Source organism: Cyclobacterium sp. 10D3-21, assembly GCF_055809755.1.
Window position 1 is genome coordinate 6895452 of record NZ_CM147924.1, and the last position, 22247, is coordinate 6917698.

General features: G+C 38.4%; 19 protein-coding genes. 7 read left to right on the forward strand and 12 right to left on the reverse strand.

What is annotated here, in order from left to right:
• Positions 1 to 41: 41 nt before the first annotated feature.
• From AC0L7T_RS26940 to AC0L7T_RS26965, 6 genes are all read right to left on the reverse strand, one after another.
• Positions 42 to 1289 (reverse strand): amidohydrolase/deacetylase family metallohydrolase, encoded by a 1248-nt coding sequence (locus AC0L7T_RS26940; RefSeq protein ID WP_473339822.1) that lies wholly within the window; start codon positions 1287 to 1289, stop codon positions 42 to 44.
• Between the two features lie 12 nt (positions 1290 to 1301).
• Positions 1302 to 1988: a carbohydrate-binding family 9-like protein gene (locus AC0L7T_RS26945; RefSeq protein ID WP_473339824.1), complete on the reverse strand. Its 687-nt coding sequence runs from the start codon at positions 1986 to 1988 to the stop codon at positions 1302 to 1304.
• Positions 1989 to 2089: 101 nt separating this feature from the next.
• Positions 2090 to 3850 (reverse strand): PQQ-dependent sugar dehydrogenase, encoded by a 1761-nt coding sequence (locus tag AC0L7T_RS26950; protein WP_473339825.1) that lies wholly within the window; start codon positions 3848 to 3850, stop codon positions 2090 to 2092.
• 550 nt (positions 3851 to 4400) lie between these two features.
• The gene (locus AC0L7T_RS26955; RefSeq protein ID WP_473339826.1) at positions 4401 to 5297 is read right to left on the reverse strand and encodes a MerR family transcriptional regulator; all 897 of its coding nucleotides are present in this window, start codon (positions 5295 to 5297) and stop codon (positions 4401 to 4403) included.
• Positions 5290 to 5739: a sterol desaturase family protein gene (locus AC0L7T_RS26960; protein WP_473339828.1), complete on the reverse strand. Its 450-nt coding sequence runs from the start codon at positions 5737 to 5739 to the stop codon at positions 5290 to 5292. The genes AC0L7T_RS26955 and AC0L7T_RS26960 overlap by 8 nt, the downstream gene beginning before the upstream one ends.
• 36 nt (positions 5740 to 5775) lie before the next feature.
• Positions 5776 to 6438 (reverse strand): carotenoid biosynthesis protein, encoded by a 663-nt coding sequence (locus AC0L7T_RS26965; protein WP_473339830.1) that lies wholly within the window; start codon positions 6436 to 6438, stop codon positions 5776 to 5778.
• A gap of 136 nt (positions 6439 to 6574) precedes the next feature.
• Here AC0L7T_RS26965 and AC0L7T_RS26970 point away from each other — a divergent pair, with 136 nt between their 5' ends.
• Positions 6575 to 6880: a DUF4286 family protein gene (locus AC0L7T_RS26970; RefSeq protein WP_473339831.1), complete on the forward strand. Its 306-nt coding sequence runs from the start codon at positions 6575 to 6577 to the stop codon at positions 6878 to 6880.
• A 15-nt stretch (positions 6881 to 6895) separates the two neighbouring features.
• Here AC0L7T_RS26970 and AC0L7T_RS26975 read toward each other — a convergent pair whose 3' ends face one another.
• The 3 genes from AC0L7T_RS26975 to AC0L7T_RS26985 form a co-directional block, all read right to left on the reverse strand.
• On the reverse strand, positions 6896 to 7402 hold the full coding sequence (locus AC0L7T_RS26975; protein ID WP_473339832.1) for a hypothetical protein: 507 nt from the start codon (positions 7400 to 7402) through the stop codon (positions 6896 to 6898).
• A gap of 146 nt (positions 7403 to 7548) precedes the next feature.
• Positions 7549 to 10104, reverse strand: coding sequence for a M14 family zinc carboxypeptidase (locus tag AC0L7T_RS26980; protein WP_473339834.1), 2556 nt, complete (start codon positions 10102 to 10104; stop codon positions 7549 to 7551).
• A 97-nt stretch (positions 10105 to 10201) separates the two neighbouring features.
• Positions 10202 to 11095: a TIGR01777 family oxidoreductase gene (locus tag AC0L7T_RS26985; protein ID WP_473339835.1), complete on the reverse strand. Its 894-nt coding sequence runs from the start codon at positions 11093 to 11095 to the stop codon at positions 10202 to 10204.
• Positions 11096 to 11604: 509 nt separating this feature from the next.
• Between AC0L7T_RS26985 and AC0L7T_RS26990 the strand changes: the two genes are divergently transcribed.
• From AC0L7T_RS26990 to AC0L7T_RS27000, 3 genes are all read left to right on the forward strand, one after another.
• Positions 11605 to 12903 (forward strand): voltage-gated chloride channel family protein, encoded by a 1299-nt coding sequence (locus AC0L7T_RS26990; RefSeq protein ID WP_473339837.1) that lies wholly within the window; start codon positions 11605 to 11607, stop codon positions 12901 to 12903.
• Positions 12904 to 13039: 136 nt separating this feature from the next.
• Entirely contained in the window at positions 13040 to 13276 is a 237-nt protein-coding gene (locus AC0L7T_RS26995; RefSeq protein ID WP_473339838.1) for an acyl carrier protein, read from the forward strand.
• Between the two features lie 338 nt (positions 13277 to 13614).
• Positions 13615 to 15081 (forward strand): Gfo/Idh/MocA family protein, encoded by a 1467-nt coding sequence (locus tag AC0L7T_RS27000; protein WP_473339839.1) that lies wholly within the window; start codon positions 13615 to 13617, stop codon positions 15079 to 15081.
• Between the two features lie 61 nt (positions 15082 to 15142).
• Here AC0L7T_RS27000 and AC0L7T_RS27005 read toward each other — a convergent pair whose 3' ends face one another.
• The gene (locus tag AC0L7T_RS27005; RefSeq protein ID WP_473339841.1) at positions 15143 to 15559 is read right to left on the reverse strand and encodes a GNAT family N-acetyltransferase; all 417 of its coding nucleotides are present in this window, start codon (positions 15557 to 15559) and stop codon (positions 15143 to 15145) included.
• Positions 15560 to 15742: 183 nt separating this feature from the next.
• Here AC0L7T_RS27005 and AC0L7T_RS27010 point away from each other — a divergent pair, with 183 nt between their 5' ends.
• The 3 genes from AC0L7T_RS27010 (at position 15743) to AC0L7T_RS27020 (ending at position 20869) form a co-directional block, all read left to right on the forward strand.
• Positions 15743 to 16864: a Gfo/Idh/MocA family protein gene (locus tag AC0L7T_RS27010; RefSeq protein WP_473339842.1), complete on the forward strand. Its 1122-nt coding sequence runs from the start codon at positions 15743 to 15745 to the stop codon at positions 16862 to 16864.
• A 1600-nt stretch (positions 16865 to 18464) separates the two neighbouring features.
• The gene (gene tnpA, locus AC0L7T_RS27015; RefSeq protein WP_473339846.1) at positions 18465 to 18926 is read left to right on the forward strand and encodes an IS200/IS605 family transposase; all 462 of its coding nucleotides are present in this window, start codon (positions 18465 to 18467) and stop codon (positions 18924 to 18926) included.
• A 1403-nt stretch (positions 18927 to 20329) separates the two neighbouring features.
• Complete coding sequence (locus AC0L7T_RS27020; RefSeq protein ID WP_473339847.1) at positions 20330 to 20869, forward strand: NADPH-dependent FMN reductase; 540 nt, start codon at positions 20330 to 20332, stop codon at positions 20867 to 20869.
• 253 nt (positions 20870 to 21122) lie between these two features.
• Here AC0L7T_RS27020 and AC0L7T_RS27025 read toward each other — a convergent pair whose 3' ends face one another.
• Together AC0L7T_RS27025 and AC0L7T_RS27030 are read right to left on the reverse strand one after the other, a co-directional pair.
• Positions 21123 to 21869 (reverse strand): hypothetical protein, encoded by a 747-nt coding sequence (locus tag AC0L7T_RS27025; RefSeq protein WP_473339849.1) that lies wholly within the window; start codon positions 21867 to 21869, stop codon positions 21123 to 21125.
• A 78-nt stretch (positions 21870 to 21947) separates the two neighbouring features.
• Positions 21948 to 22232, reverse strand: coding sequence for a hypothetical protein (locus AC0L7T_RS27030; RefSeq protein WP_473339850.1), 285 nt, complete (start codon positions 22230 to 22232; stop codon positions 21948 to 21950).
• Positions 22233 to 22247: the final 15 nt, after the last annotated feature.

Consider the following 22247-nt stretch of genomic DNA (forward strand, 5'->3'; position numbering starts at 1 on the left):
TAGTAAAAACTAGGTCAATAATAAATTATTTAAAGGAATTGTTATTCCCATATTTTGGCACCAATTCCATTAAGGTCCCAAACAATTCTTCCCGCTCTTAAAGTCAATTCAGTTTCTAATTTCTGTGTACCCTTAGCAGCAGCACCAGAGGAATCAATAAAACCAAAATCTCCTTCATGCATTCTGAAAATCGCTACATCAGCCTCTGCTCCTTCAGATAGGTTACCCAATTCTTCTCTTTGAATAACCTGAGCAGGTTTCCAGGTAGATGCGGTAATGGCCTCCTGTAAACTCATCCCCAGGTTCATCATTTTAGAGACTACATTCAACATGTCTTTCATACCGTTATTCATACTACCTGTATGCATGTCAGTGCTAATGGTGTTGGGATAAAAGCCTTGTTGTGTTGCAGGCACGGCTACTCTGAATAAGAAAGAGCCTCCGCCATGTCCAACATCAAATATCAACCCCTTTTTCTGAGCTTCAAACCAGTGTGGCCAAACTTTACCTTCTGCATTCAAAGTACCTTCTTTTGGACCATGTCCTGAATGATCTCCACCATACATATGGGTAAGAATATCGCCAGGTCTTAATACATCAAAAAGCAAAGTGGAAAGTGGTAAAGCAGGATCTGCACCACCTAAGTCAACCATTACTGGAATATTTGCCATTTCACCTGCTTTGACAGCTTTCTCATAAGGTCCCCATTCATGTCCTCTATAATGGGCAATTTTCACCCCAATAATTTCAGGGTTTTGTCTCGCAATCATAGCGGTCATCTTAGGGTTCATGTCAGTGGTATCCTGCTCGCGAGAGCTTACGCCACTCATACCTTCACCCACAATATTGATAAAAACCAATATTCTGGTCTTAGATCGATTGATCACATGATCTTTATATATCTGAAAATTTTTCCAGCCAGGACTTCCTGCATCAGCTACAGTAGTAACTCCTGCCCTAAAGGTAAAACCATCAGGAGGCAAAGAAGAAAAGCTATTGTTATAATCCCTGTGGGCTATAGTTCCGAAAAAATGGTGGCCATGGATATCGATTAAGCCAGGTGTAACGATTAGACCCTTGGCTTCAATGATTTTTTTAGCAGATTTTTCACTAATGTTTTTGGATACCTTCGCAATTTTCTTGTCCTTAATTGCAACGTCCATTACCCCATCAATTTTATTTTTGGGGTCTATTACATGACCATTTTTTATCAATAGGTCAAAATCCTGGGCCATGCCTTGTAGGACAATCGCCATGAATAAGACAAAGGTGAGCTTTAATAATTTCATAGGTATAGCAATTTATTGAAAGGTTATTTTTCCGAAATATTTCGGTAAATGGAAATCTGGATAAGGATTAATTACCTCGTTCCAAGTAAAGTAATGTGGGTTGCTGGTATGGCCTGCAATCTTATAAAAATTAGCTTTCCAAGTCACACCCGGTGCTGGATTGGTAATTTCTCTATATTCCTTTAATAAAGCCAAAGGTACTTTGAATTCAATAAACCAAGTAACTGGTTCCGTGATTTCAGGGTCTACCTTACCAGGCATTGAATGTGCAATTTCTATTTGTTTAATTTCTTCAGGCTTCAATACTTTGAATTCTTTTCTTGGCACTGTTACATAATGAAACAAAGGAACCCCCGAACAATTGATCTCAAGATTAAAATATTCCAAAGGCGAGTTAGTATCAGGTGCAAAGAAAAACTCTACACAAGAATCACCTGAAACACTACCATTTACATCCTGAACGATACATTTGACATACTTATCCTCCACTTTGAAGATACCATAAATATTGTCCTTATCGTATCTTAATTTTATTTGTGTTTTTGGAATAAATTTCTCCGGTTCCGGCCCCATATGAAGTGCTATTGAGGCGGCTTCAACCTCTTTCCACTCTGGCTTGTCCCAGTTACCATCGATAGTAATTGGTTTTTCTACTGATTTTACAATGTACTCAGCCATAGGTGACTTGCTTTCTTTCATAGCTTTAGGTTTAGGACCTTGAATCAGCCCAAATAATACAATTAAAATGGACACAATTAATTTCATGTTTTAGCTATTTAAAGTTAGAGGCTGAATGAATGTCATTTAATTTCCTTACGTACATTGGCCACCTCTTTAGCTGAAATACTAGAGGAGTTGTTACCGAAGCTTTTTCTTATGTAGGTCAACACACCCGCAACTTCCGCATCACTTAGGAAGGAATGTGCCGGCATTATCCCATTATAGGGCACACCATCAACTTCAATTTGTCCTTCAAGACCTTGCAATATAACATTGATCAATTCCTTTTTATTGCCACGAACCCATTTGGTTCTCGCTAAAGGAGGGAATCTGGTACCATCACCCATCCCATTGCCCTGATGACAGGTGGCACAATATACATTGTAAGTTTGCGCACCAACTTCTAATAACTCTTTTTCCAAATTGTCTTTCTCTTCATCGGGCTTCCTTATATTGGTTCTGGATTCCTTCCTTTTTGCAAGTTCGGCTAAATCATCTTCTGCAAAGTCTTCTTTATCTCCGGGATACATCACTCTCCAAATTTTACCCTTTACACTCTCAGTTATATAAAGTGATCCATCAGGTCCCATGGAAAGTCCCATAGGTCGCGCAGCTGCATCTCCAGTATTCACAATCGTATCCAATTGGGCAAAGCCATCAGCAAAAACTTCCCATGGTCCTGAAGGTTTATCCCCTTCGAAAGGTACAAACCCTACAAAATATCCTGCTTGAGGATATGGGCCTCTGATAGTACTTCCATGAAAAGCTACAAATGCTCCGTTTTTATACCGCTCTGGAAATTGATCTCCCGTATAAAAAAGCAGGTCGTTTGGTGCATAATGACCAGGGAAACCCATAATAGGCATCGCCACTGTATCAGCACCTGTGGCCAATTCTTTGTCTCCCCCGTATTCTGGATTTAAAAGTTTTTTACCACGAATGTGATCGTAATAGAAATAAGGCCATCCTCCATTGGTACCTTCTACAACCTTCAAAAATTCTTCAGAAGGAAGAACAGCTGACTCCCATCTTGAATAAAGATCTGGCCATGTTCTGTACAAGTTATCACGCCCATGTTGTACCACATAAAGACTATTCTCCTTATCGTTCCAATCCATTGCTACGACACTTCTGATTCCTGTTGCATACAAGTATCCATCTTTCTGTGTTTGGTTAGGCTTATTGGCATCAAATCTCCAAATACCACCATGCCATTCTAACTGAGGACAAGGAAGCATGCCTGGTAACCCTGGACGCCTGTTAAACTCTTGACAAACATCACCTGGAGACCCAAAAGGCACATACATATTGCCTTCATTGTCAAATGCAAGTGGTTTAGCGATGTGCTCATGACCATAAAATGCATTTTTATAATCATCACGCATAATTAATTCTGCTTCGCCCTCGGGAATTAGTGTTTCGGGGTCAATTTTTATCCGATATACATCTCCGGCGGTAGCGAAGTAAAGGTATCCATTGTATATCTCCATACCCGTACCATAGTTCCCCTCATCAGGGTAGCTACCAAAGTATTCAACGATATCAGCTTTCCCATCTTCGTCAGTATCACGCAAAGCCACTAATCCTTGCCCTTCTTCATTAGGAACCCTAAGCTTTACATATATATCGCCATTGTCCCTTACAGTAAGATGTCTTGCTCTCCCAATGCTATCTACTACTACAACTGCCTCAAATCCACCAGGAAGCGTTAATCCTCCATTGTCAGAATCTCCACTTGGCAATTTCACTCCTGATTGGCAAGCTCCAAGAGTAAAAAGAACAAACATCAACGTGTAGTAAGCCAAACGATTTTGTGTGCTAAAAGAAATATTTTTCATCATATATGGATAATTATAGATTCGTCTTTTTAATTTTAAGTGGGTGATGGTATTATAAATTAGATAGGTAAGTTAAGTTGAAATCATAAAATTTCCTTAAAATACAAGTGTAATAATAAAAAAAAATTACTTAAGTGGGTACAGCAGGATGGAAATGGTTCCTACCTTAAGTTTCTAACCAAAATTTCATATAAATAAAGGTCGAGACCTATTTTGGGCTAAATCAAATTTGAATTGATTTCACTTGTTTATGTGGGGCTATAATTGGGCGTAACTTTAGATTTTCTTTATAAAAACCAAAGGATCAAGGATGCAAAATCTAGTTTCTATGTCAGCATTTCCTGAGCTTAACAAGAAGGTTCCATTTGGGAAAGACATGATTTTCGCATATTTTGGGCTAATGCGATGGCAAAAGTATAAAAAATGTGTGATTTTACCTTTATTCTACTTAATATTTTACCCATATCACGATATTTATTAAGCAATTAACAATTATCAGGTTAAAAATTACACCAGAAAACCCCTTCAAAACAATGTCAGCTCAAATTAAGGGCTAAGATAAGGCTGCATTTGTAGGTAGTAAATTGATGTACTCTTTTATCTCCTTCAAATATTGCATCAAAATAATGTTTGGAGGCAAATTAAAATTCTGTCCAAGGATTTGATATCCTGACGCAATAATCTTGGATTTCGGAAACCTTTCACCTAGGGATTGCAAATAAGGCTCAACAAATTCACTAGAGGGATTTGAAGTAATGGCCGTCACGAGAAAATCTGGTTTATGCACTTTATATACATTATTTAAATCCTCATCTGGAGTATTTTGGCCCAGGTAAATCACCTTATGTCCATTGGCCTTAAGTAAATAAGAAGTAAAAAGGAGCGATATTTCATGCAATTCGCCCTCTGGCAAGAATAATAAAAATTTCCTACCTTCTCCCATGTACATTTGTCCATCTATGGCAACGATTAATTTTTGCCTTACAAGATTAGATATAAAGTGCTCCTGCCCCGGATGGATGCTTCCAGTTTGCCATAAAACACCTATTTTGGACAAAAATGGATAGATGATATTTAACATAGTCAGTTCAAATCCAATTTTGAGAATATTGGTGGAAATAATCTTTTCAAACCTTTCCTCATTGAACTCCACCATAGCTAAAACCAATGAGTGAATTTGATCGTCATAAGCAAAAGACCGGTCCGTAAGTTGAAGCACCTCCCCTTTCATTTCTTCAACAGTCATTTTAGCGATTTTGCTAATTTTCAATCCATTTTCATTGAGTAAGGCTACATTTAAAATTAACTTCAGGTCATCATCATCGTAAAACCTGATATTTGTTTCCGTTCTTTTTGGATTGAGTAGTTTATACCGCTGCTCCCAGATCCTGACAGTATGGGCCTTTATGCCAGATAATTTCTCCAGGTCTTTTATAGAATACTTACTCATTTACCTTTTTTTTAAAGTACTTGTTAGGTACAATGAATAATCCAAAAGAAACTGCTCCATCTCTTTTCCTACTTGCATGATGCGCTTGATGGGCTTTGAAAATGCCTGCAAGGTATCCACCATTTGGTTTACTAAAGAGTTTCACTCTTCTGTGAATTAATATATCGTGCAAAATAAAATAGCTTAAACCGTATAGGGTGATTCCCAAACCCATCCAAAATCTATAGTCAAAAGTACTCACTCCTAAAAAAATCAAGATGATAGCAATACTAGCGAAAAGCACAGAGAAAAGGTCATTGAGCTCAAAAAAGCTTTTGGAATGACCATGATGCGTTTTATGAATTTTCCAAAAAATACCATGCATTAGATATTTATGAATAAACCATCCGGAAAATTCCATGGACATAAATCCAACCAGAATATAAAACAAAGCGTAAATCATTTTTAATTAAACCAAACTAGGGGTGATTTTGTTTTATTATAGAATCGTTGCCAAAATGGCAAAAAAGGCAAACAGGTTGAAAAATACAACCAGAATAAGCTTATTTTCCTTTTCAAAGGAAATCTTTCTATAGGTAATTTGAATAATAAAGGCGACTATAAACCAGGTGATATAATTAGATACAGGAATGCTTTCCTGATGCCACTGCCAGAAATCCAGGGCTATAGCCACCCTTTCAAGACTTAAATCCAGTAGCACCATTAAAGCCGCGCCTGAAGCTGCTGCAATAAGGTCATTTTTTATCATTTTTTGAAAAATACCTCCTGTAAGGTAAACCAGTAAAAACCAATTTAGGCCTATCATCAAGGGCACCCCAAACACCTTAAATCCAAGGACGGCGCTGTAACTGTAATCCCCAAAAAGCAGTCCGGTATTGACACCCACAATTTCAGTAATCATGCCGACAAAAAATGAAAACAAGAAAAATCCATAGAATCCTTTGTTAAAGTCCCTGTGAAAATAGAGCAGGATGCCGGTGACCAATAACAAATGAAATGGTGTAATCAGCTGAAACACTGCTCGGCTTTTTTCCCAAAACAATCCCAATAAGCCCACCAGGTGAAGTATCGTAACGAAAATCTTGGCGACCTGGGATTTTTCAGGCTTCAAAAAGGTTACGTTGACCATATTATTACGCATAGCAAAACAGAAAATTAAATATTGACCTGTTATTTTTGTTTTCAATATACTATAAGTGTTTCTTTACATTTTTGTTCGAAAGAATCGGGACGAATTTAATGGAAATTGAATTAAACAAGTCATAACACGTGAGCCAATGGTACTTTACAACATAACAATAAATATTGACAGTGAAAAAGAGGAAGAATTTATCAATTGGATGAAGGAGGAATATTTGGCAAGAATAATGCAAACCGGATTATTTTACGAGAAACGCTTTTTCCGTCTATTACAGGAAGACAATGGTAATGGAATCAATTTTTCCGCCCAATTTCTTGCAGAAAGTATGGAAGATTTAGAATTCTTCCAATCCAGATATGCCGCTGTACTTAGTGAAATAATAAAAGAAAAGTTTGGGAGTCAGTTTGTTTCTTTCAAGTCTGTTTTAGAATCCGTAGATTAATACAAACCCTGGAAATCAGCTACCTGTTTTCATAAGAAGATCCCCTTTTCTTTTAATAATTAGAAGTCCAAAATGTTCATTCAAAATAGACTTGCACCTGTTTTCTGCAAATAGTGCCCGGGATGAGGTGTCGTAGAGCAAGGTCATTCTTAACAGGTTCTTCACATATGCTGGATTCTGGCCCAGAGTCTGTATCCAGTTATGAAATGTGCCCTTCCAGTCTTCCTGATATTTTTCAAAGTGGCTTTTTCCATCAAACCTTAGCTCCAGCTGGTTGGTACCAAACTTGTACCTAAAAATACCTGCCAATTGCTTGTATATTATGGATAGATGCTCTTCCGGAAAAGACTTTTTAGAAAGAATTTTTAAGTAGGTATCATCCTGTAGTTCAAGTGGATTGAACAATAAAGTAAAGGCATTTTTCAATTCCTCCACCATCAGATCCATCATCTCCTTTTCAATGGCATCTTGGGCTTGCCTAAGGATATAATTTTTATCTAATGGAAACAGTTTTCTTTTCATAATTCGCCTTTGATCCTGCAAATTAAAGAAAAGTAATTAGAAAAATACGGTCTTTTCACAATTTACAGCTTTTAATTTCGATATTTCTTGAAGAGAAATGCTTTGGACAATATAGGAAATCTTATTTTTAAGAGTAGTTTCAGCTTCTATCTGGTAGAAGCGTTATTTATAGTCTGCCCAAAAAACACTGCATTCAAAAACATTTTATTTGTACCAAACCAATAAGCTCTAAAATTAGGGTTATCTACAAATCCAATGGTTTTGCCTCTTCCTTTGCCTGAAATCTGAATCACCCCTTTGTTTTTCATCATTTCCAGGTTGGTCGGATGCACATAGCCACTTGCAAGAGGGCTTTCCGTATACACCACTGGATTCGCATAAGGATTACCTGAAGGCTCAAGAAACTGATTCCCTTGCTTAAAAACATGAATATCAGCCGTTTTATAACCATAACCGATAGGATGTGTAATGTCTAATTTAGCATTGAAAATAGCTCCTCCGGTTACTTTTGCACCCCTATCATTGTTCAGGTCCGCATATTGCTTTTGGCTTGTAGTGTCACTATAATCAGGATTTTGGAAGTTAAAAACGGCGATATCATGGTCTGATAGCCAATTCATAGCAGCCCCCCGACTTATAAGCGTACCTCCATCCTGTACCCAGGATTTTAGCTTTCCAGCTTCTTTTTCTCCAAAAACAGAATAATCACCAGTAGGCAAAATTATTACATTGTACCTGTTGAGATCTGCACCAGACATCCTATGAGAGGCCATTAATGTAATTGGAATCTCCATGCGTTGATCAAAAAGATGCCATATTTCGCCAGCATCAGCACTTCCCACCCCATCCCCAACTAATAGAGCTATGGATGGTTTTTTCAATACGCTTATGCTTGGAGAGCCAAGATTAACACCCCCTGTAAGCCCGGTAGACAATGCATAAATATTCACTCCGGTAGATGTTGCTATTGTTTTGAGATCCTCATAAAAGGCATTGTCGCTCTTATCAGCTTTTCCTTTTTCAACCAATATGGTTCCTCTTCCATAACTTTTCTTGTCCTTGGTTTGAAATTCCTTGTGACTTACCCTCACCTGATACCCAAGATCCATTAATTTGTATAGGGCTTTGGGGGAATAATATTCTTCCCATTCAAAGGCATAACTGTATGCACCTGCATCCCCTAGCACTTTGCCTTCTTTAAAAGGAAGCCCGCTACTGACGTTTACAACTTTCGCCAGGTTTAATATTTTGCTGCTCAAGGACATGTAGTTTAAATTGAATGCCATCGGCATGTTCCAGGTAGAAACATCATAAAATAAACTGTCCTGAAAAGTTGTTCTGGTTTCGAACAAAGATTTAACAAGCCTGTACTGGGGTTGGTCTAAAGGGACAATGAAAGACTTACCCGACTTAAAAGGTACGCCATTGAGTGTAACATCCTCTTCAAGACTATAAAGCTGTATGTTATGTTGCAATAAGATATCCGCAAAATGGTAGGTCCTTCCATAATCCTCCATGGCACCAAATATAATGGCCTTGTCATCATCTTTAGTATATTCAGTCTTGGCATCCTTGTAAAAATCAGACATATAGGTATTCAACTCTACCCTCATATCCGTAGCTGCATCAAACGATGAAAGGGCTGTAGTGAATTGGTTCCTGATGGTAAATGGAAAAGAAATCTCTCCATAGGCACTCTCATGAAGGTTTCCTCTAGAAGAAGCTTGCTCAAAAAGAATCCCAACAGCTCCTTGAATGTCAGGATAAGTAGAACCCTTGCCAAAATAATAATCATCAAAACTTTCTTTGGAGTAATAAAGGGAGCCTATTTCGTCGAGATATTTCGCATGGTATTCTGCTATTTTCGCTGTTAATTCAAAATTCTTGGCTGGAGTAAGTGGATTGTTTCGACTAGGTATTCCCGGCTGGAAAAAGTAGGTATTGTCTGTCCCCATCTCATGAAAATCAAGGACTATATTTGGTAGCCAGGCTTGTAATTGGGCAATTCTACCTTTGGATTCTGGATGCTGTACAGGTATCCAATCTCTATTCAGGTCAAACCAATAATGGTTGGTTCTTCCCCTTGGCCAGGATTCGTTCAGCTCTCTATTATTTGAATCCCCATTTGGATAATAGCTTTTGTGACTGTTTACCCATGAAGCGAAGCGGTTGATTCCGTCAGGATTTATAGCGGGATCAATCAGCAATATAATATTCTCCAGGTCCTCTTCAACTTCTTTAGCGGCCGTAAAATGGTAAGCTGAAAGAAGCGAAGCATTAACGCCTGACGCTTCGTTTCCATGGACCGAATGCCCCATATACATCACCACTGGCATTCCTTCGAGATCAGATTTAAAATCAGGATATCTCAAACCTCCCCTTTGCTCTTTAAGCTTGTCAAGCTGCTTGATATTTTTTGGAGAAGACACTGCCAACATGATTAAAGGCCGCTTTTCATAAGTGTAGCCGTAGGTAATCAAAGTAGCTCTGGGTGATTGGGCGGCTATGGCCTTATAGTATTGTACCACTTGGGTGTGATTGGCATGCCACTCCCCTACCTCAAAACCTAGAATTGAAGAAGGTTTTGCTATTTCTTCATCATAAGAATAATCCTTAGGAAGGTAATAATCTAGATTAACAGTTTGAGCATTAACCGAAAAAAACAGAAATAACAATATACTGCTCAATAGGCCTCTTTTCATTTTTTGTGGGGTTAATTACACGTAATTACAGTTGTGTTATTTCAGGAATCGAAATTTAGGATGTTTTTTTTTAAATCGAACCGTCATTTATCAAAACTTAGACGAATATTTTTTTAAGGGCTTGGTTGAGATCTCCAAATTCAAACTTAAAACCTGTACCTTCAATTTTTTCATTGCTGACTCTGTTTCCTCCCAAAACCATATTGGCCATCTCACCAAGTCCTAGCTTCAGTGCAAAGGAAGGGACGCCTATATTAATAAAAGGTTTTCCTTTGTATTCAGCAGCCCTTTGGGTAAGTACTTTATTGGTAACTGGAACAGGTCCTACCGCATTATAAATTCCCGATACGCCATGGTTTTCGAGGGCATATTCAACCATTCTGGACAAATCTTCTATGAAAATCCAGCTTAAATACTGTTGTCCTGAACCCAAGGGTGCTGCTACTGGTGGTTTTAACATTTCCTTTAGTGCTCCCCCTTCTTTGGCCAATACTATACCTATGCGAAAAGTAACCGTACGTATGTTTAATTCTTGAAATTTATCTGTGGCTTTCTCCCATTTCCGAACCACATCGGCCAAAAAATCATCACCAGGTGGATCTCCCTCAAAAACCAGTTTTTCTCCCGTATCAAATCCATAAAAGCCTACAGCGCTTGAGCAAATAATGGCTTGTGGCTTTTTTGTGGCTTTTTTCAAAGCCTTATAGAGTACCTCACTGCTATCTAGCCGACTATCCAGAATTACTTTTTTTCGGTCCTCTGTCCACCTTTTGTCAGCTACTCCAGCTCCTGCAAGGTGGATTATAGCATCTGCCCATTCTATTGCTTTATCCTCTATTTTCCCATTTTTGGGATCCCAAAAGAAGGCCTTTTGGGAATATTCTTTCGGATTTCTACTCAACCAAGCTACCTCTTTCCCTTTTGCTTCAAGTTTTTTTGTGATGGAAGTACCAACAAGCCCTGATCCTCCGGTAATAAGTATTTTTCGCATAATTGATTTACCCCAATTTTCTAAAATTCATCGAAAGTTAGCCTCCACAAAAATTATTCCATGTAATTACTAATGAAAAAAAAGTAGTACAAGAATTAGAGAGAGCTCTCTGGATCGTACAAAAAACAATCCGTTACATCCCTATTCACGCTTACATTTTTTCAATCACTTAAAGAATTTCAAGGGTCCTTCCTGCCCAAAAACGTCTATAAAAGCCTCTATTTGAAAGTGCAATAAAAGTAAAGCGCATCAGGAAAAAGAACAGAAATGATTTTATAATTACTGAATTCACTCACCGATACAAGCATTAATTATTATAAATTAATATAATAAAATGTTTGCCTATATTTGCTTTGAATTGCTGATGGTCTTCAAATACGAAGCGATTTACAAGATTTATAAGGGTAAATTGATAAAACTTTCTGGCTCGCTTTTCAATGTCACCAGCTTCACCAATTATTAAATTTGGCCTGGGGCAATGGTATTTCAGAATGTAAATTATTGGCTTCATGTCAAATAGGAACCGGAACCTACTTTCGTTTTACAAATATATATTTCAGGAATTGCTTCCAAATCTGGCCTTTACTGCCAAGTGGTTGGTTTTAGCATTGGTCATTGGCACGCTTGTAGGATCTGCATCTGCTCTATTTTTAATTTCTCTAAACTGGGTAACACAATACCGGGAGGCCAATATTTGGATTATCCTATTTTTACCTTTTGGAGGTTTTATCATTGGTTGGGTTTACCACCGATATGGTACTTCTGTAGTCAAAGGCAATAATCAATTGCTGGAGGAATTTTACAATCCATTAAAAATAATCCCTCTAAGGATGGCGCCACTGGTCCTTTTTGGCACATTAGTTACCCATCTCTTCGGTGGGTCTGCCGGTCGAGAGGGTACCGCTATTCAAATGGGGGGGGCAATTGCAGATCAATTCACAAAATGGTTTAAACTTACTGATGGGGACCGAAAGATGGTCATTACTGTAGGAGTAGCAGCAGGTTTTGCTTCTGTATTTGGCACACCACTGGCAGGAGCCGTTTTTGCTTTGGAGTGGCTAATAGTTGGCAGGGTAAGATATGAATCGATTCTCCCTGCTTTTCTTGCTGCCATAATCGCAAATTTCGCCTGCGAGGGCATCTGGTTGGTACATCATACCCAGTACTCAGTTCCGATGGTACCGCCATTTGATATCATCAATGTGCTATGGGTAATTCCTGCAGGGATTTGTTTTGGATTGGCTGCCAGGCTTTTTTCCAAATCCACCCATTTCTGGTCAAATTTCTTTCGCCGTAAAATAAAATATCCTCCATTCAGGCCTTTGGTGGGCGGCGTGATCATTGCCGCCTCAGTCTTTATCATCGGAGACACCAAATACATAGGATTGGGCATACCTACCATTGTCGACTCCTTTTCGCAAGATTTACCCTGGTATGATTTTTTGGTGAAAATCGCTAAAACTTCACTAACCCTGGGTTCCGGTTTTAAAGGAGGTGAGGTTACACCTTTGTTCTTTACAGGAGCCACCCTTGGCAATGCATTGTCAGCCATCATTCCACTACCTGTAGCGCTATTAGCGGGAATGGGTTTTGTAGGCGTTTTTTCAGGTGCTACCAATACTCCTCTGGCCTGCACCTTGATGGGAATTGAGCTATTTGGGGCCCTCCCAGGTGTGTATATCGGTTTGGCTTGTGTTTTGGCCTACCTATTCAGTGGCCACTCGGGCATTTACCATTCACAGGTAATAGGCTCCCCAAAAAACGAAGAATTGTTGAAGAGAAAAGGGGAAAAATTAGGTGATTTATAATTGTCAAATTCCAAACTTAAAGTAAATTTCCAGTAGTTTTATAGGCTCTATAACAAATTTTAATGAAAAAATTTGTTCAAATGCACAACAAATTAACTGGTATGACCGTATTGAATTTGAATTGAATTTAATACTTATGAACAATATTGCAGCAATGCGTAAGGCAATTGAAATTTTCCAGTCTTACGGTATCCCTTTAACCGGAAAACAAAAAGCAGCCAACTTTTATTATGATTTAAGGATGGACAAAATTTTTGTGTCTGGGTTGATCTTCGAATTGGAATATGAGTTGAATAAAGAGCTGGAAGATGACAAAGTAGCACGTATTCAAACACCATCAGAACTTATTGACACCTTGCTAAAGGCCTCTTAAGCTCATTTAAAATGGGTATTTTCATATCCATATTTGAGGACAAGATTGGTTCCAACTTTTTCATTTTCACACTTTCAAATTGTACAATTTGAGGAGTATTTATTTTTAGCCATTACAGTACCAAAATACATTATTTTTTTATCTGGAAAAATTCACTCCACAAAAAACTTCTTATTTCAAAAATATTGAACGCTAATGTTTTGCCTATCAAATAAAAAGTTCGGCAAAACTTGAAATAAAACTCATTTTTCTTTTACTTATACCTTTAATCCGAAATATGCAATAAAATTCCTATTGCATATTTCAGGTTCCATTTCGGAAGTATATAAACCCAAAGCATGAAAGAAAGAAGAGAGTTTATCAAAAAATCTATATTTGGTGCCAGTGGATTGACCATCGGTGCCATGAGCTTTAGTGCAAAATCTTACGGTTCAATTATTGGCGCAAACGACCGTTTTAGAATGGCTGTTTGCGGTGTAAATGGACGGGGGAAATCCCATATTGCAGCTTTTTCAGGTATGGACAATGTTGAAATTGCCTATTTAGTAGATCCTGACAAGAATGTACTCAATCAACGAGTTCAATCTCTTCGTGATGGAGACACCAAAAGCAATCGGGTTACAGGTGAAGCAGATGTGCGTCGGGTACTTGAGAGAAAAGACATTGATGCCATCAGTGTGGCGACACCAAATAGCTGGCATTCCTTAATGGTGGTATGGGCAGCACAGAATGGCAAACATTGCTATGTAGAAAAACCTGCCAGTCATGACGTCCACGAAGGGCGTATTGCTTTGGCAGCTGCCGAGAAATATGGAATCGTCGTTCAACATGGCGCTCAAAGGCGAAGTAGCGACGAATGGCGTGACCAGGTTAGTGATATCAAGTCAGGAAAATATGGGAAAATGTTGGTTTCGCATGGCTTTGCCTGTAAACCAAGGGAAGGTATAGGCTACAAACCAAATACCGCTCCTCCTAGTAATCTGGACTGGAACTTATGGAAAGGTCCTGCGGTAATTGACCAGTACAATGAAAACCTGGTACATTATAACTGGCACTGGAACTGGCAGGTAGGAAACGGAGAATTGAACAATCAGGGAACCCATCAGTTAGATGTGGCCTATTGGGCACTCGATGATGAGGTAGCCAATACCCACCCGGTAAGGGTGATGGCTATGGGTGGCAGGTTCAACTGGGATGACCAGGGCGAAACCCCAAATACCATGTTTGCTGTGGCGCAATTTGCCAATGGCCAATATGTATTTTTCAATGTTAGAAATGCAAACCATGAAGGTTATGTAAAAGAAGTAACCAACCGTTTTTATTTTGAAGATGGTGGCAAACTAATAGATGGCGAGTACAAATCACACAATGGAAGCCAGGCACGTAATGTAGATGTTAAGAAAGTCCCTATGACTCCTGGAGGAGCATTTGGTAGCTTTGTAAACGCCTGTCGTGCCAATGATCCTACAATGGCCAATGGCAATATGTTTGATGCCCATTACAGCTGTACCTTAGGTCACTTGATGAACATCTCTTATAGAATGGGAGAAAAAGTACCTTTCAATGCAAAGGCCGGAAGCTTTGGTGACAATAAGTTGGCTTTTGAAGAATTTATGAAAATCCACGAAATCGCTAGAGATGGGATGGGTGTTCCTGTGGACCAGGCGGATTATATCGTAGGGCCATGGTTGGAATTTGATGGAGAGACAGAATTTTTCACTGGAGATAGATCTGTGGAAGCTAACAGACTGCTATTTGACCCGAGGAGATCAGAATTTGACCTTCCCTCACCGGATAAAGTTTAAAACAATTGTAAAGGCTGTTTCTGAAAAGAAGCAGCCTTTTTTATATCCAGGTTGCAGTCAATCAATAAATCGGGTCCTCAGGAACCGAAAGGTAACAGTGGTCATGTTTTTTCATTCCTATTTTAGGATAATAGGCGATGGCTTTTGGTGCCGAAAGCAATATTAGATTTGCCAATGGAAATTTCGCTTTGGTAAGTTTCACGAGCATTTTTCCTATTCCCTGATTTTGATAATCACTATGTACCGCCAAATCTGAAAGGTAAGTGCTATAGCAATGGTCAGAGATGGACCTGGCAATGCCTATCAATTCACCATCCTTCCTTGCAGTAAGGATCAAATCGGCATTCACAAGCATCTTTTCCAGACGTTCCAGGTCTTCCACCGGCCTGCGCTCGCCGAGAGTAGAAGCGATAAGCAGCTTTTGAAAATCGGCTGCCTTTAATTCAGGCTCGGGCTGATAAGTAAGAGAAGAAGACATATACGCTGTTTTTAGGTTTCCTATTTGTGTAAAGGTAAAAAATAATTTATTTTCCGTTTTCAGATAAAAAACAATATCTTGTAATTAAAGAATTTGACCCGAATTAGGCAATGGTGCCTGTGATATTAGCACAAAATAGATTTGCCCTTGCTTATTTGAGGTATAACTAAACCTAATTAAACCATGACAAGCAGAAGAAACTTTTTGCAAAAACTGACTCTTTCCGCAGTTTCCCTTCCCCTGATCCCAAATTTCACTCAAAAAGCACAAGCAGGTATGAATAGCAATGCGAAAAAAGCAAGCACATTAAGAGTTGCCATAATGGGATTGGGTAGCTATGGTACGCGTGTGGCCAAAGCAATGCTGGATTCCAAAAATGCCAAATTGGTAGGTTTGATAAGTGGAACGCCATCCAAAATTAAAGACTGGCAGGCCACTTATAATATCCCTGATAAAAATTGCTACAACTATGAAAACTTTGATGCCATCAAGGACAACCCGGATATCGATGCCGTTTACATCATCACACCAAATGCCCTCCACCACGATCAAACACTTAGGGTAGCAGCCGCTGGAAAACACGTGATTTGTGAGAAACCAATGGCCCTGAATGCCAAAGAAGGCAGAGAAATGGTGGCCGCTTGTGACAAAGCGGGTGTTAAATTATTAGTGGGATACCGCATGCACTTCGAGCCCAACACTTTGGAAATTATTCGCTTGCGTGACAGTGGTGAATTTGGTGAGATCAAATTCTTTCAGGGCTTAAGCGGATTTAGGATAGGTGATCCGACCCAATGGCGACTCAACAAGGAATTGGCAGGCGGCGGTGCCATGATGGACATAGGCATTTATTCTATCAATGGCGCCCGGTACATGGTAGGTGAAGAACCAATCTGGGTAACGGCCCAAGAAACCAAAACCGACCCCGTGAAATTCAAGGAAGGTGTAGATGAAACCATTACCTTCCAATTTGGATTTCCAAGCGGAGTGATTTCGTCCTGTTTGTCAACCTATAGCACAAGCAACCTGGATAGGTTTTTCTTAAATGGCACCAAAGGCTTTGCAGAGATGCAACCTTCCACAGGCTATGGCCCTATCAAAGCCAAAACCAATAAAGGCCCTCTCAGCTACCCACACATCACCCACCAAACTGTACAAATGGATAAAATGGCAGGGATTATCTTAGATGGTGAAGAGGCCAAAGTTCCAGTAGATGGAAGAGAAGGTCTAAAAGACCTAATCATAATAGATGCCATCTACAAAGCCGTAAAAACGGGTAAAAAAGTAAAGATTGATTTGGGGTAAAGTTGGCTAACCGGTAAAACTATTGGCTTTAATGTTCATTTGCCTAAATTTCACAATAGATCCCAAAGGAGAAATTCTTTGGGATTTTTTTTGACTATAGAAATTTATTGCAAACGACAATAGATCCCCATAAACCACCTTAAGAACAAACCCAAATCCCAAAGGGTAGCAGCCTAATAAATCGATATGCCACTCCTATGGAGTTTAAATCTTATTTTGAGTCGTCCTATTTTCTATAATCTTAACACCCCCTTGGGGTTCGTGGTCTTATTTTACCACCAAAGTTACCTTATTAAGCATCAGTTTATTCTAAGACATCTCATTAACTATAATAAACAGCAAGTTTAAATAATAACCTTCAAATTCAGTCCGAATCCCAAAGGGATGACAGAATTATAGGTATTGAATTCATCTCAAATCAAAACCCCAAAGGGGTGACACAATACCGGGTTTTCTGTGAAAAACTATGGCTTATACTTGACTATTATCAATGATTCAAATAAATATCTTATTTGATTACCTAGATTGAGATACCACTCCTACGGAGTTTAAATCCTATTCTGGCTCGTCCTATTTTCTATAATCTTAACACCCCCTTGGGGTTCGTGGTCTTATTTTACCACCCAAGTTATCTTGTTAAATACCATTTTTGTACACCAGTTTTTTCTATGATATCTCATCAACTATAATGAACAGTATGTTTAAATAATAACCTTCAAATTCAGTCCGAATCCCAAAGGGATGACAGGATTATAGGTATCAAATTCATCTCAAATCAAAACCCCAAAGGGGTGACACAATACCGGGTTTTCTGTGAAAAACTATTGGCTTATACTTGACTATTATCAATGATTCAAATAAATATCTTATTTGATTACCTAGATTGAGATACCACTCCTACGGAGTTTAAATCCTATTCTGGCTCGTCCTATTTTCTATAATCTTAACACCCCCTTGGGGTTCGTGGTCTTATTTTACCACCAAAGTTACCTTATTAAGCATCAGTTTATTCTAAGACATCTCATTAACTATAATGAACAGTATGTTTAAATAATAACCTTCAAATTCAGTCCGAATCCCAAAGGGATGACAGGATTATAGGTATCAAATTCATCTCAAATCTAAACCCCAAAGGGGTGACACAATACCGGGTTTTCTGTGAAAAACTATGGCTTATACTTGACTATTATCAATGATTCAAATAAATATCTTATTTGATTACCTAGATTGAGATACCACTCCTACGGAGTTTAAATCCTATTCTGGCTCGTCCTATTTTCTATAATCTTAACACCCCCTTGGGGTTCGTGGTCTTATTTTACCACCCAAGTTATCTTGTTAAATACCATTTTTGTACACCAGTTTTTTCTATGATATCTCATCAACTATAATGAACAGCAAGTTTAAATAATAACCTTCAAATTCAGTCCGAATCCCGAAGGGATGACAGGATTATAGGTATCAAATTCATCTCAAATCAAAACCCCAAAGGGGTGACACAATACTGCACTATAAAATTTAGTTTTTCAACGATGGGAATTTATATTATATTGATTTTGTGATAATTACAACCTAAAAAAATAACCTAACTCAATTTAAAATGGCAAGCACTTACTCACAAATTTATATCCAATATGTTTTTGCCGTAAAAGACAGAGTAAATCTATTGAAAAGACCTTGGCGTGATGAGGTATTTAAATACATTTCTGGAATAATAAAAGGCAAAAATCAAAAAGCAATTATAGTAAATGGAATGGCTGACCATGTCCATGCTTTTGTTGGTTTAAAACCAGCAATGCCTATTTCAGATTTGATTCGAGACATAAAAAATAATTCAACTAATTTTATCAATGAACAAAAATTCCTAAAAGGAAAATTTGAATGGCAAGAAGGATACGGTGCATTTTCCTATTCTCATTCACAGATGAATCATGTGTACCAATACATAGCTAATCAGGAAGAGCATCATCGAAAGAAAACTTTTAAAGAAGAATACTTTGAATTTCTTGAAAGATTTGAAATTGAATACGAGGAACAATATCTGTTTGACTGGCTAGATTAAAAATACCATCCCTACGGGATTCATGTATTTTTCAGATACCATTTTGCTATAATCTTGGCACCCCTTTGGGGTTAAAAAAATTAGCATTTTTGAATACCTTGCTCATATCGGCATAGCCTTCATCCCAAATTAGGCCCTAAACATCCCTCTCCACGTTGAAAATGAATCAGCACAAAAACCAATCCCGGAGGGATGAAACGATTATAGATAAGCAATTCTGAGTCGTCCTATTTTCTATAATCTTAACACCCCCTTGGGGTTCGTGGTCTTATTTTACCACCCAAGTTATCTTGTTAAATACCATTTTTGTACACCAGTTTTTTCTATGATATCTCATCAACTATAATGAACAGCATGTTTAAATAATAACCTTCAAATTCAGTCCGAATCCCAAAGGGATGACATTGACTTACTTTTTTCAAGGTAAAATTAAGCTAAATCTTATCCTTGACTTTTATCAACGATTTGAAACTGAATTTTTGTTTGATTACCTAGATTGAGACACCACCCCTACAGGGTTTACATCCTATGTTCTGTAAATTTGTGTTAGTACTACCAATGAAAAAAATTAAAAACTGTAAACTTTTTTCAGGACGGGTCATTATTCAGGTACCATTCGGCTATAATCTTGGCACCCCTTTGGGGTTAAAAAAATTAGCATTTTTGAATACCTTGCTCATATCGGCATAGCCTTCATCCCAAATTAGCCCTAAACATCCCTCTCCACGTTGAAAATGAATCAGCACAAAAACCAATCCCGAAGGGATGAAACGATTATAGATAAGCAATTCTGAGTCGTCCTATTTTCTATAATCTTAACACCCCCTTGGGGTTCGTGGTCTTATTTTACCACCCAAGTTATCTTGTTAAATACCATTTTTGTACACCAGTTTTTTCTATGATATCTCATCAACTATAATGAACAGCATGTTTAAATAATAACCTTCAAATTCAGTCCGAATCCCAAAGGGATGACAGGATTATAGGTATCAAATTCATCTCAAATCAAAACCCCAAAGGGGTGACAGCATTACAGAAACATACCAGCATCACAAAAAGTGTGTAAATTGAAATTATATTCTTCAGGGCCTGCTATTGTTTGGCCTCTCCTTTCTTTAAATAATAGTTACCTGAGTTCGATTTTATATAGCCCAAAAAAAATTGAACTTCAGAGCCTTAAAGGCAGTTTTGAGTAAAGGAAATCGTGTTAATCCAAGATAAAAAAGACTGCCACACCCTTTCCCGCCATAATGCCGCCACAAAAAGGGTTCGCAGTGACGATTTCGTCTGCTTTAAGGTGATTTTAACTCGAACTCGGGTTAGTACTCCTTTTAATTTGACAAAGCACTAAAATCAATTGCTCCATCGCATAAAAATCACAATCCAATAGCATAAAATTTCAAATGAGCACAAAGAAAAACATTCTGGGAATTTGTGGCAGCGCCAGTCGAAATTCAGGAAACCTATTTCTATTAAAACACCTGGCAAAACTGGGCCAAACTGAATTCAACATGGAACTGTTAGATGATTTGACCCAATTGCCCCATTTCCAAACAGCACTGACGGAAAACAATGTGCCGGAAAAAATCATTGCCCTGAGAGAGAAAATTGCCAAGGCAGATGGGGTAATCATTTGTACTCCGGAATATGTTTTCAGTATACCGAGCGGTTTAAAAAACCTGATCGAATGGTGTGTGTCTACCACCATTTTTTCTGAAAAGCCTGTTGGCTTGATAACGGCATCAGCAAGTGGTGTAAAAGGCCATGAAGAATTGAAGCTAATTATGGAAACCATTCAGGCAACTTTCGTAGAAGAAACCACCCTGCTCATCCAAGGCATAAAGGGAAAGGTTAACACCGAAGGCGAAATAACAGATCAAAATACGAGAAATCATCTAGCCGAATTTCTTTCTGCATTTGAAAACTTGACAACAAAGAAGTAAAGGAAGGTGCCGGATTTAACCCGGACTATAAGTCATCGATTAGTAGAGATTTTGTCAGCATTGTTGCAGAAAAAAAAGCAACAATACCGCCAAAATCGTATTGTTCTCTTTGTTTTAGTAAAATAGCGGGCTAATTATCCCAGGAAGAAATCTAAACTTTAAAAGAGTTAGATGAAATTCTGCAGTAAGATTTCGCCGACCCTTTAATAGCCAAGGCTCGCGTCTGTTCAACCTAAAACAAACTGGGCTTATATCACATCTTTTGAGCCGATCCCAATGTCCTTAAAAAAGAATCGGTATTTGGTATTATTAATGGCTCCAGTCCTACCCAATCGCGCAAAGCGTTTCTGGTGATTATTGCCTGTGAACAACCATCTGTGGTACCATATTCATCCTTTACTGAATTCGCAAAGCCTCCATCATTACGTGAGAATTGCAGGACATTGTCAATGGAAATTTTTATGATATCATTCTTCTCTTTTTCGCTAATGCCAACGTAGGGTTTGATAACGGCCAGTAAGTTAAGTGGATTCCTAACCCAGGTTGAATTGATGCATTCTTCTTCCCGTATGCACTTTAGGGTACTTTTGAGAATGCTGTTGGCATTGGGCATTTGCCTGTCATAAATACTGTAAAGGGTACTGACTTTAAATGCCCCTGAAAGTTGAACATACAAGGAACTACCACCCCAAAAACCATTTTCGTTTTGATTAGTTGCCAGAAAATCAAACATGGCCTCCACTATTTCTTCTTGTAAGGGGCCTTCAAGAGAGCCGATTACGTTGCCCTGCGCAGACAAGGTTCCCCCTGCCTTCCATGGATTTTCTTCCCAACCTAAAGTATGCAACCAATCATTAAAATTATCGACTGATTTCAAATGAATTAGGCCATCTTCTTCAGCGTCCTTGTTGCTTTTGATTGAGGGGTAAGGATATTTGGAACTGGCATCTAATCGCCTAAAGGCACCTTTCACATAACTTAGCGCCCTGCCCCTTCTCATGTCTATATTGCGGTGTTCGTTCGGATCATCAAAAAAACCTGTCTCCGCATCTTGAAATGCTTGCAGAAACCCTACCCATCACTGCTTAAGTGAATCGGGGACAGTATTTGTCAACCCATTGTAATCAATTCTACTTATTACCCTGCAGGTAGATTCAATCCTTGGGGCTGTCTTCTTTTCGGGGCTATCATAAAATCCTCCGGTAACCGGATCATACAAATTGGCATAAAAAACGAACAGGTTTTCATACGATTTGTCCAACTGCTTAACTTCTAATAGTAATTCATTGCCTTGCTGACTTTTGCAACTTATTGAAAGGACGGTTAAGGATAAAACCACCAAAAGTAAATAAATTCTTTGCATGAATTTGAAAATCAG

Excerpts from the sequence above, each read along its gene's own strand:
- AC0L7T_RS26980 (WP_473339834.1), bottom strand. The coding sequence starts at position 10,104 with ATGAAAAGAGGCCTATTGAGCAGTATATTGTTATTTCTGTTTTTTTCG.
- AC0L7T_RS26960 (WP_473339828.1), bottom strand. The coding sequence starts at position 5,739 with ATGATTTACGCTTTGTTTTATATTCTGGTTGGATTTATGTCCATGGAA.
- AC0L7T_RS26955 (WP_473339826.1), bottom strand. The coding sequence starts at position 5,297 with ATGAGTAAGTATTCTATAAAAGACCTGGAGAAATTATCTGGCATAAAG.
- AC0L7T_RS26940 (WP_473339822.1), bottom strand. The coding sequence starts at position 1,289 with ATGAAATTATTAAAGCTCACCTTTGTCTTATTCATGGCGATTGTCCTA.
- AC0L7T_RS27020 (WP_473339847.1), top strand. The coding sequence starts at position 20,330 with ATGAGCACAAAGAAAAACATTCTGGGAATTTGTGGCAGCGCCAGTCGA.
- AC0L7T_RS27005 (WP_473339841.1), bottom strand. The coding sequence starts at position 15,559 with ATGTCTTCTTCTCTTACTTATCAGCCCGAGCCTGAATTAAAGGCAGCC.
- AC0L7T_RS26970 (WP_473339831.1), top strand. The coding sequence starts at position 6,575 with ATGGTACTTTACAACATAACAATAAATATTGACAGTGAAAAAGAGGAA.
- AC0L7T_RS27000 (WP_473339839.1), top strand. The coding sequence starts at position 13,615 with ATGAAAGAAAGAAGAGAGTTTATCAAAAAATCTATATTTGGTGCCAGT.
- AC0L7T_RS26945 (WP_473339824.1), bottom strand. The coding sequence starts at position 1,988 with ATGAAAGAAAGCAAGTCACCTATGGCTGAGTACATTGTAAAATCAGTA.
- tnpA (WP_473339846.1), top strand. The coding sequence starts at position 18,465 with ATGGCAAGCACTTACTCACAAATTTATATCCAATATGTTTTTGCCGTA.
- AC0L7T_RS26975 (WP_473339832.1), bottom strand. The coding sequence starts at position 7,402 with ATGAAAAGAAAACTGTTTCCATTAGATAAAAATTATATCCTTAGGCAA.
- AC0L7T_RS26985 (WP_473339835.1), bottom strand. The coding sequence starts at position 11,095 with ATGCGAAAAATACTTATTACCGGAGGATCAGGGCTTGTTGGTACTTCC.
- AC0L7T_RS27025 (WP_473339849.1), bottom strand. The coding sequence starts at position 21,869 with ATGAGAAGGGGCAGGGCGCTAAGTTATGTGAAAGGTGCCTTTAGGCGA.
- AC0L7T_RS26965 (WP_473339830.1), bottom strand. The coding sequence starts at position 6,438 with ATGCGTAATAATATGGTCAACGTAACCTTTTTGAAGCCTGAAAAATCC.
- AC0L7T_RS26950 (WP_473339825.1), bottom strand. The coding sequence starts at position 3,850 with ATGATGAAAAATATTTCTTTTAGCACACAAAATCGTTTGGCTTACTAC.
- AC0L7T_RS27010 (WP_473339842.1), top strand. The coding sequence starts at position 15,743 with ATGACAAGCAGAAGAAACTTTTTGCAAAAACTGACTCTTTCCGCAGTT.
- AC0L7T_RS26990 (WP_473339837.1), top strand. The coding sequence starts at position 11,605 with ATGTCAAATAGGAACCGGAACCTACTTTCGTTTTACAAATATATATTT.
- AC0L7T_RS27030 (WP_473339850.1), bottom strand. The coding sequence starts at position 22,232 with ATGCAAAGAATTTATTTACTTTTGGTGGTTTTATCCTTAACCGTCCTT.
- AC0L7T_RS26995 (WP_473339838.1), top strand. The coding sequence starts at position 13,040 with ATGAACAATATTGCAGCAATGCGTAAGGCAATTGAAATTTTCCAGTCT.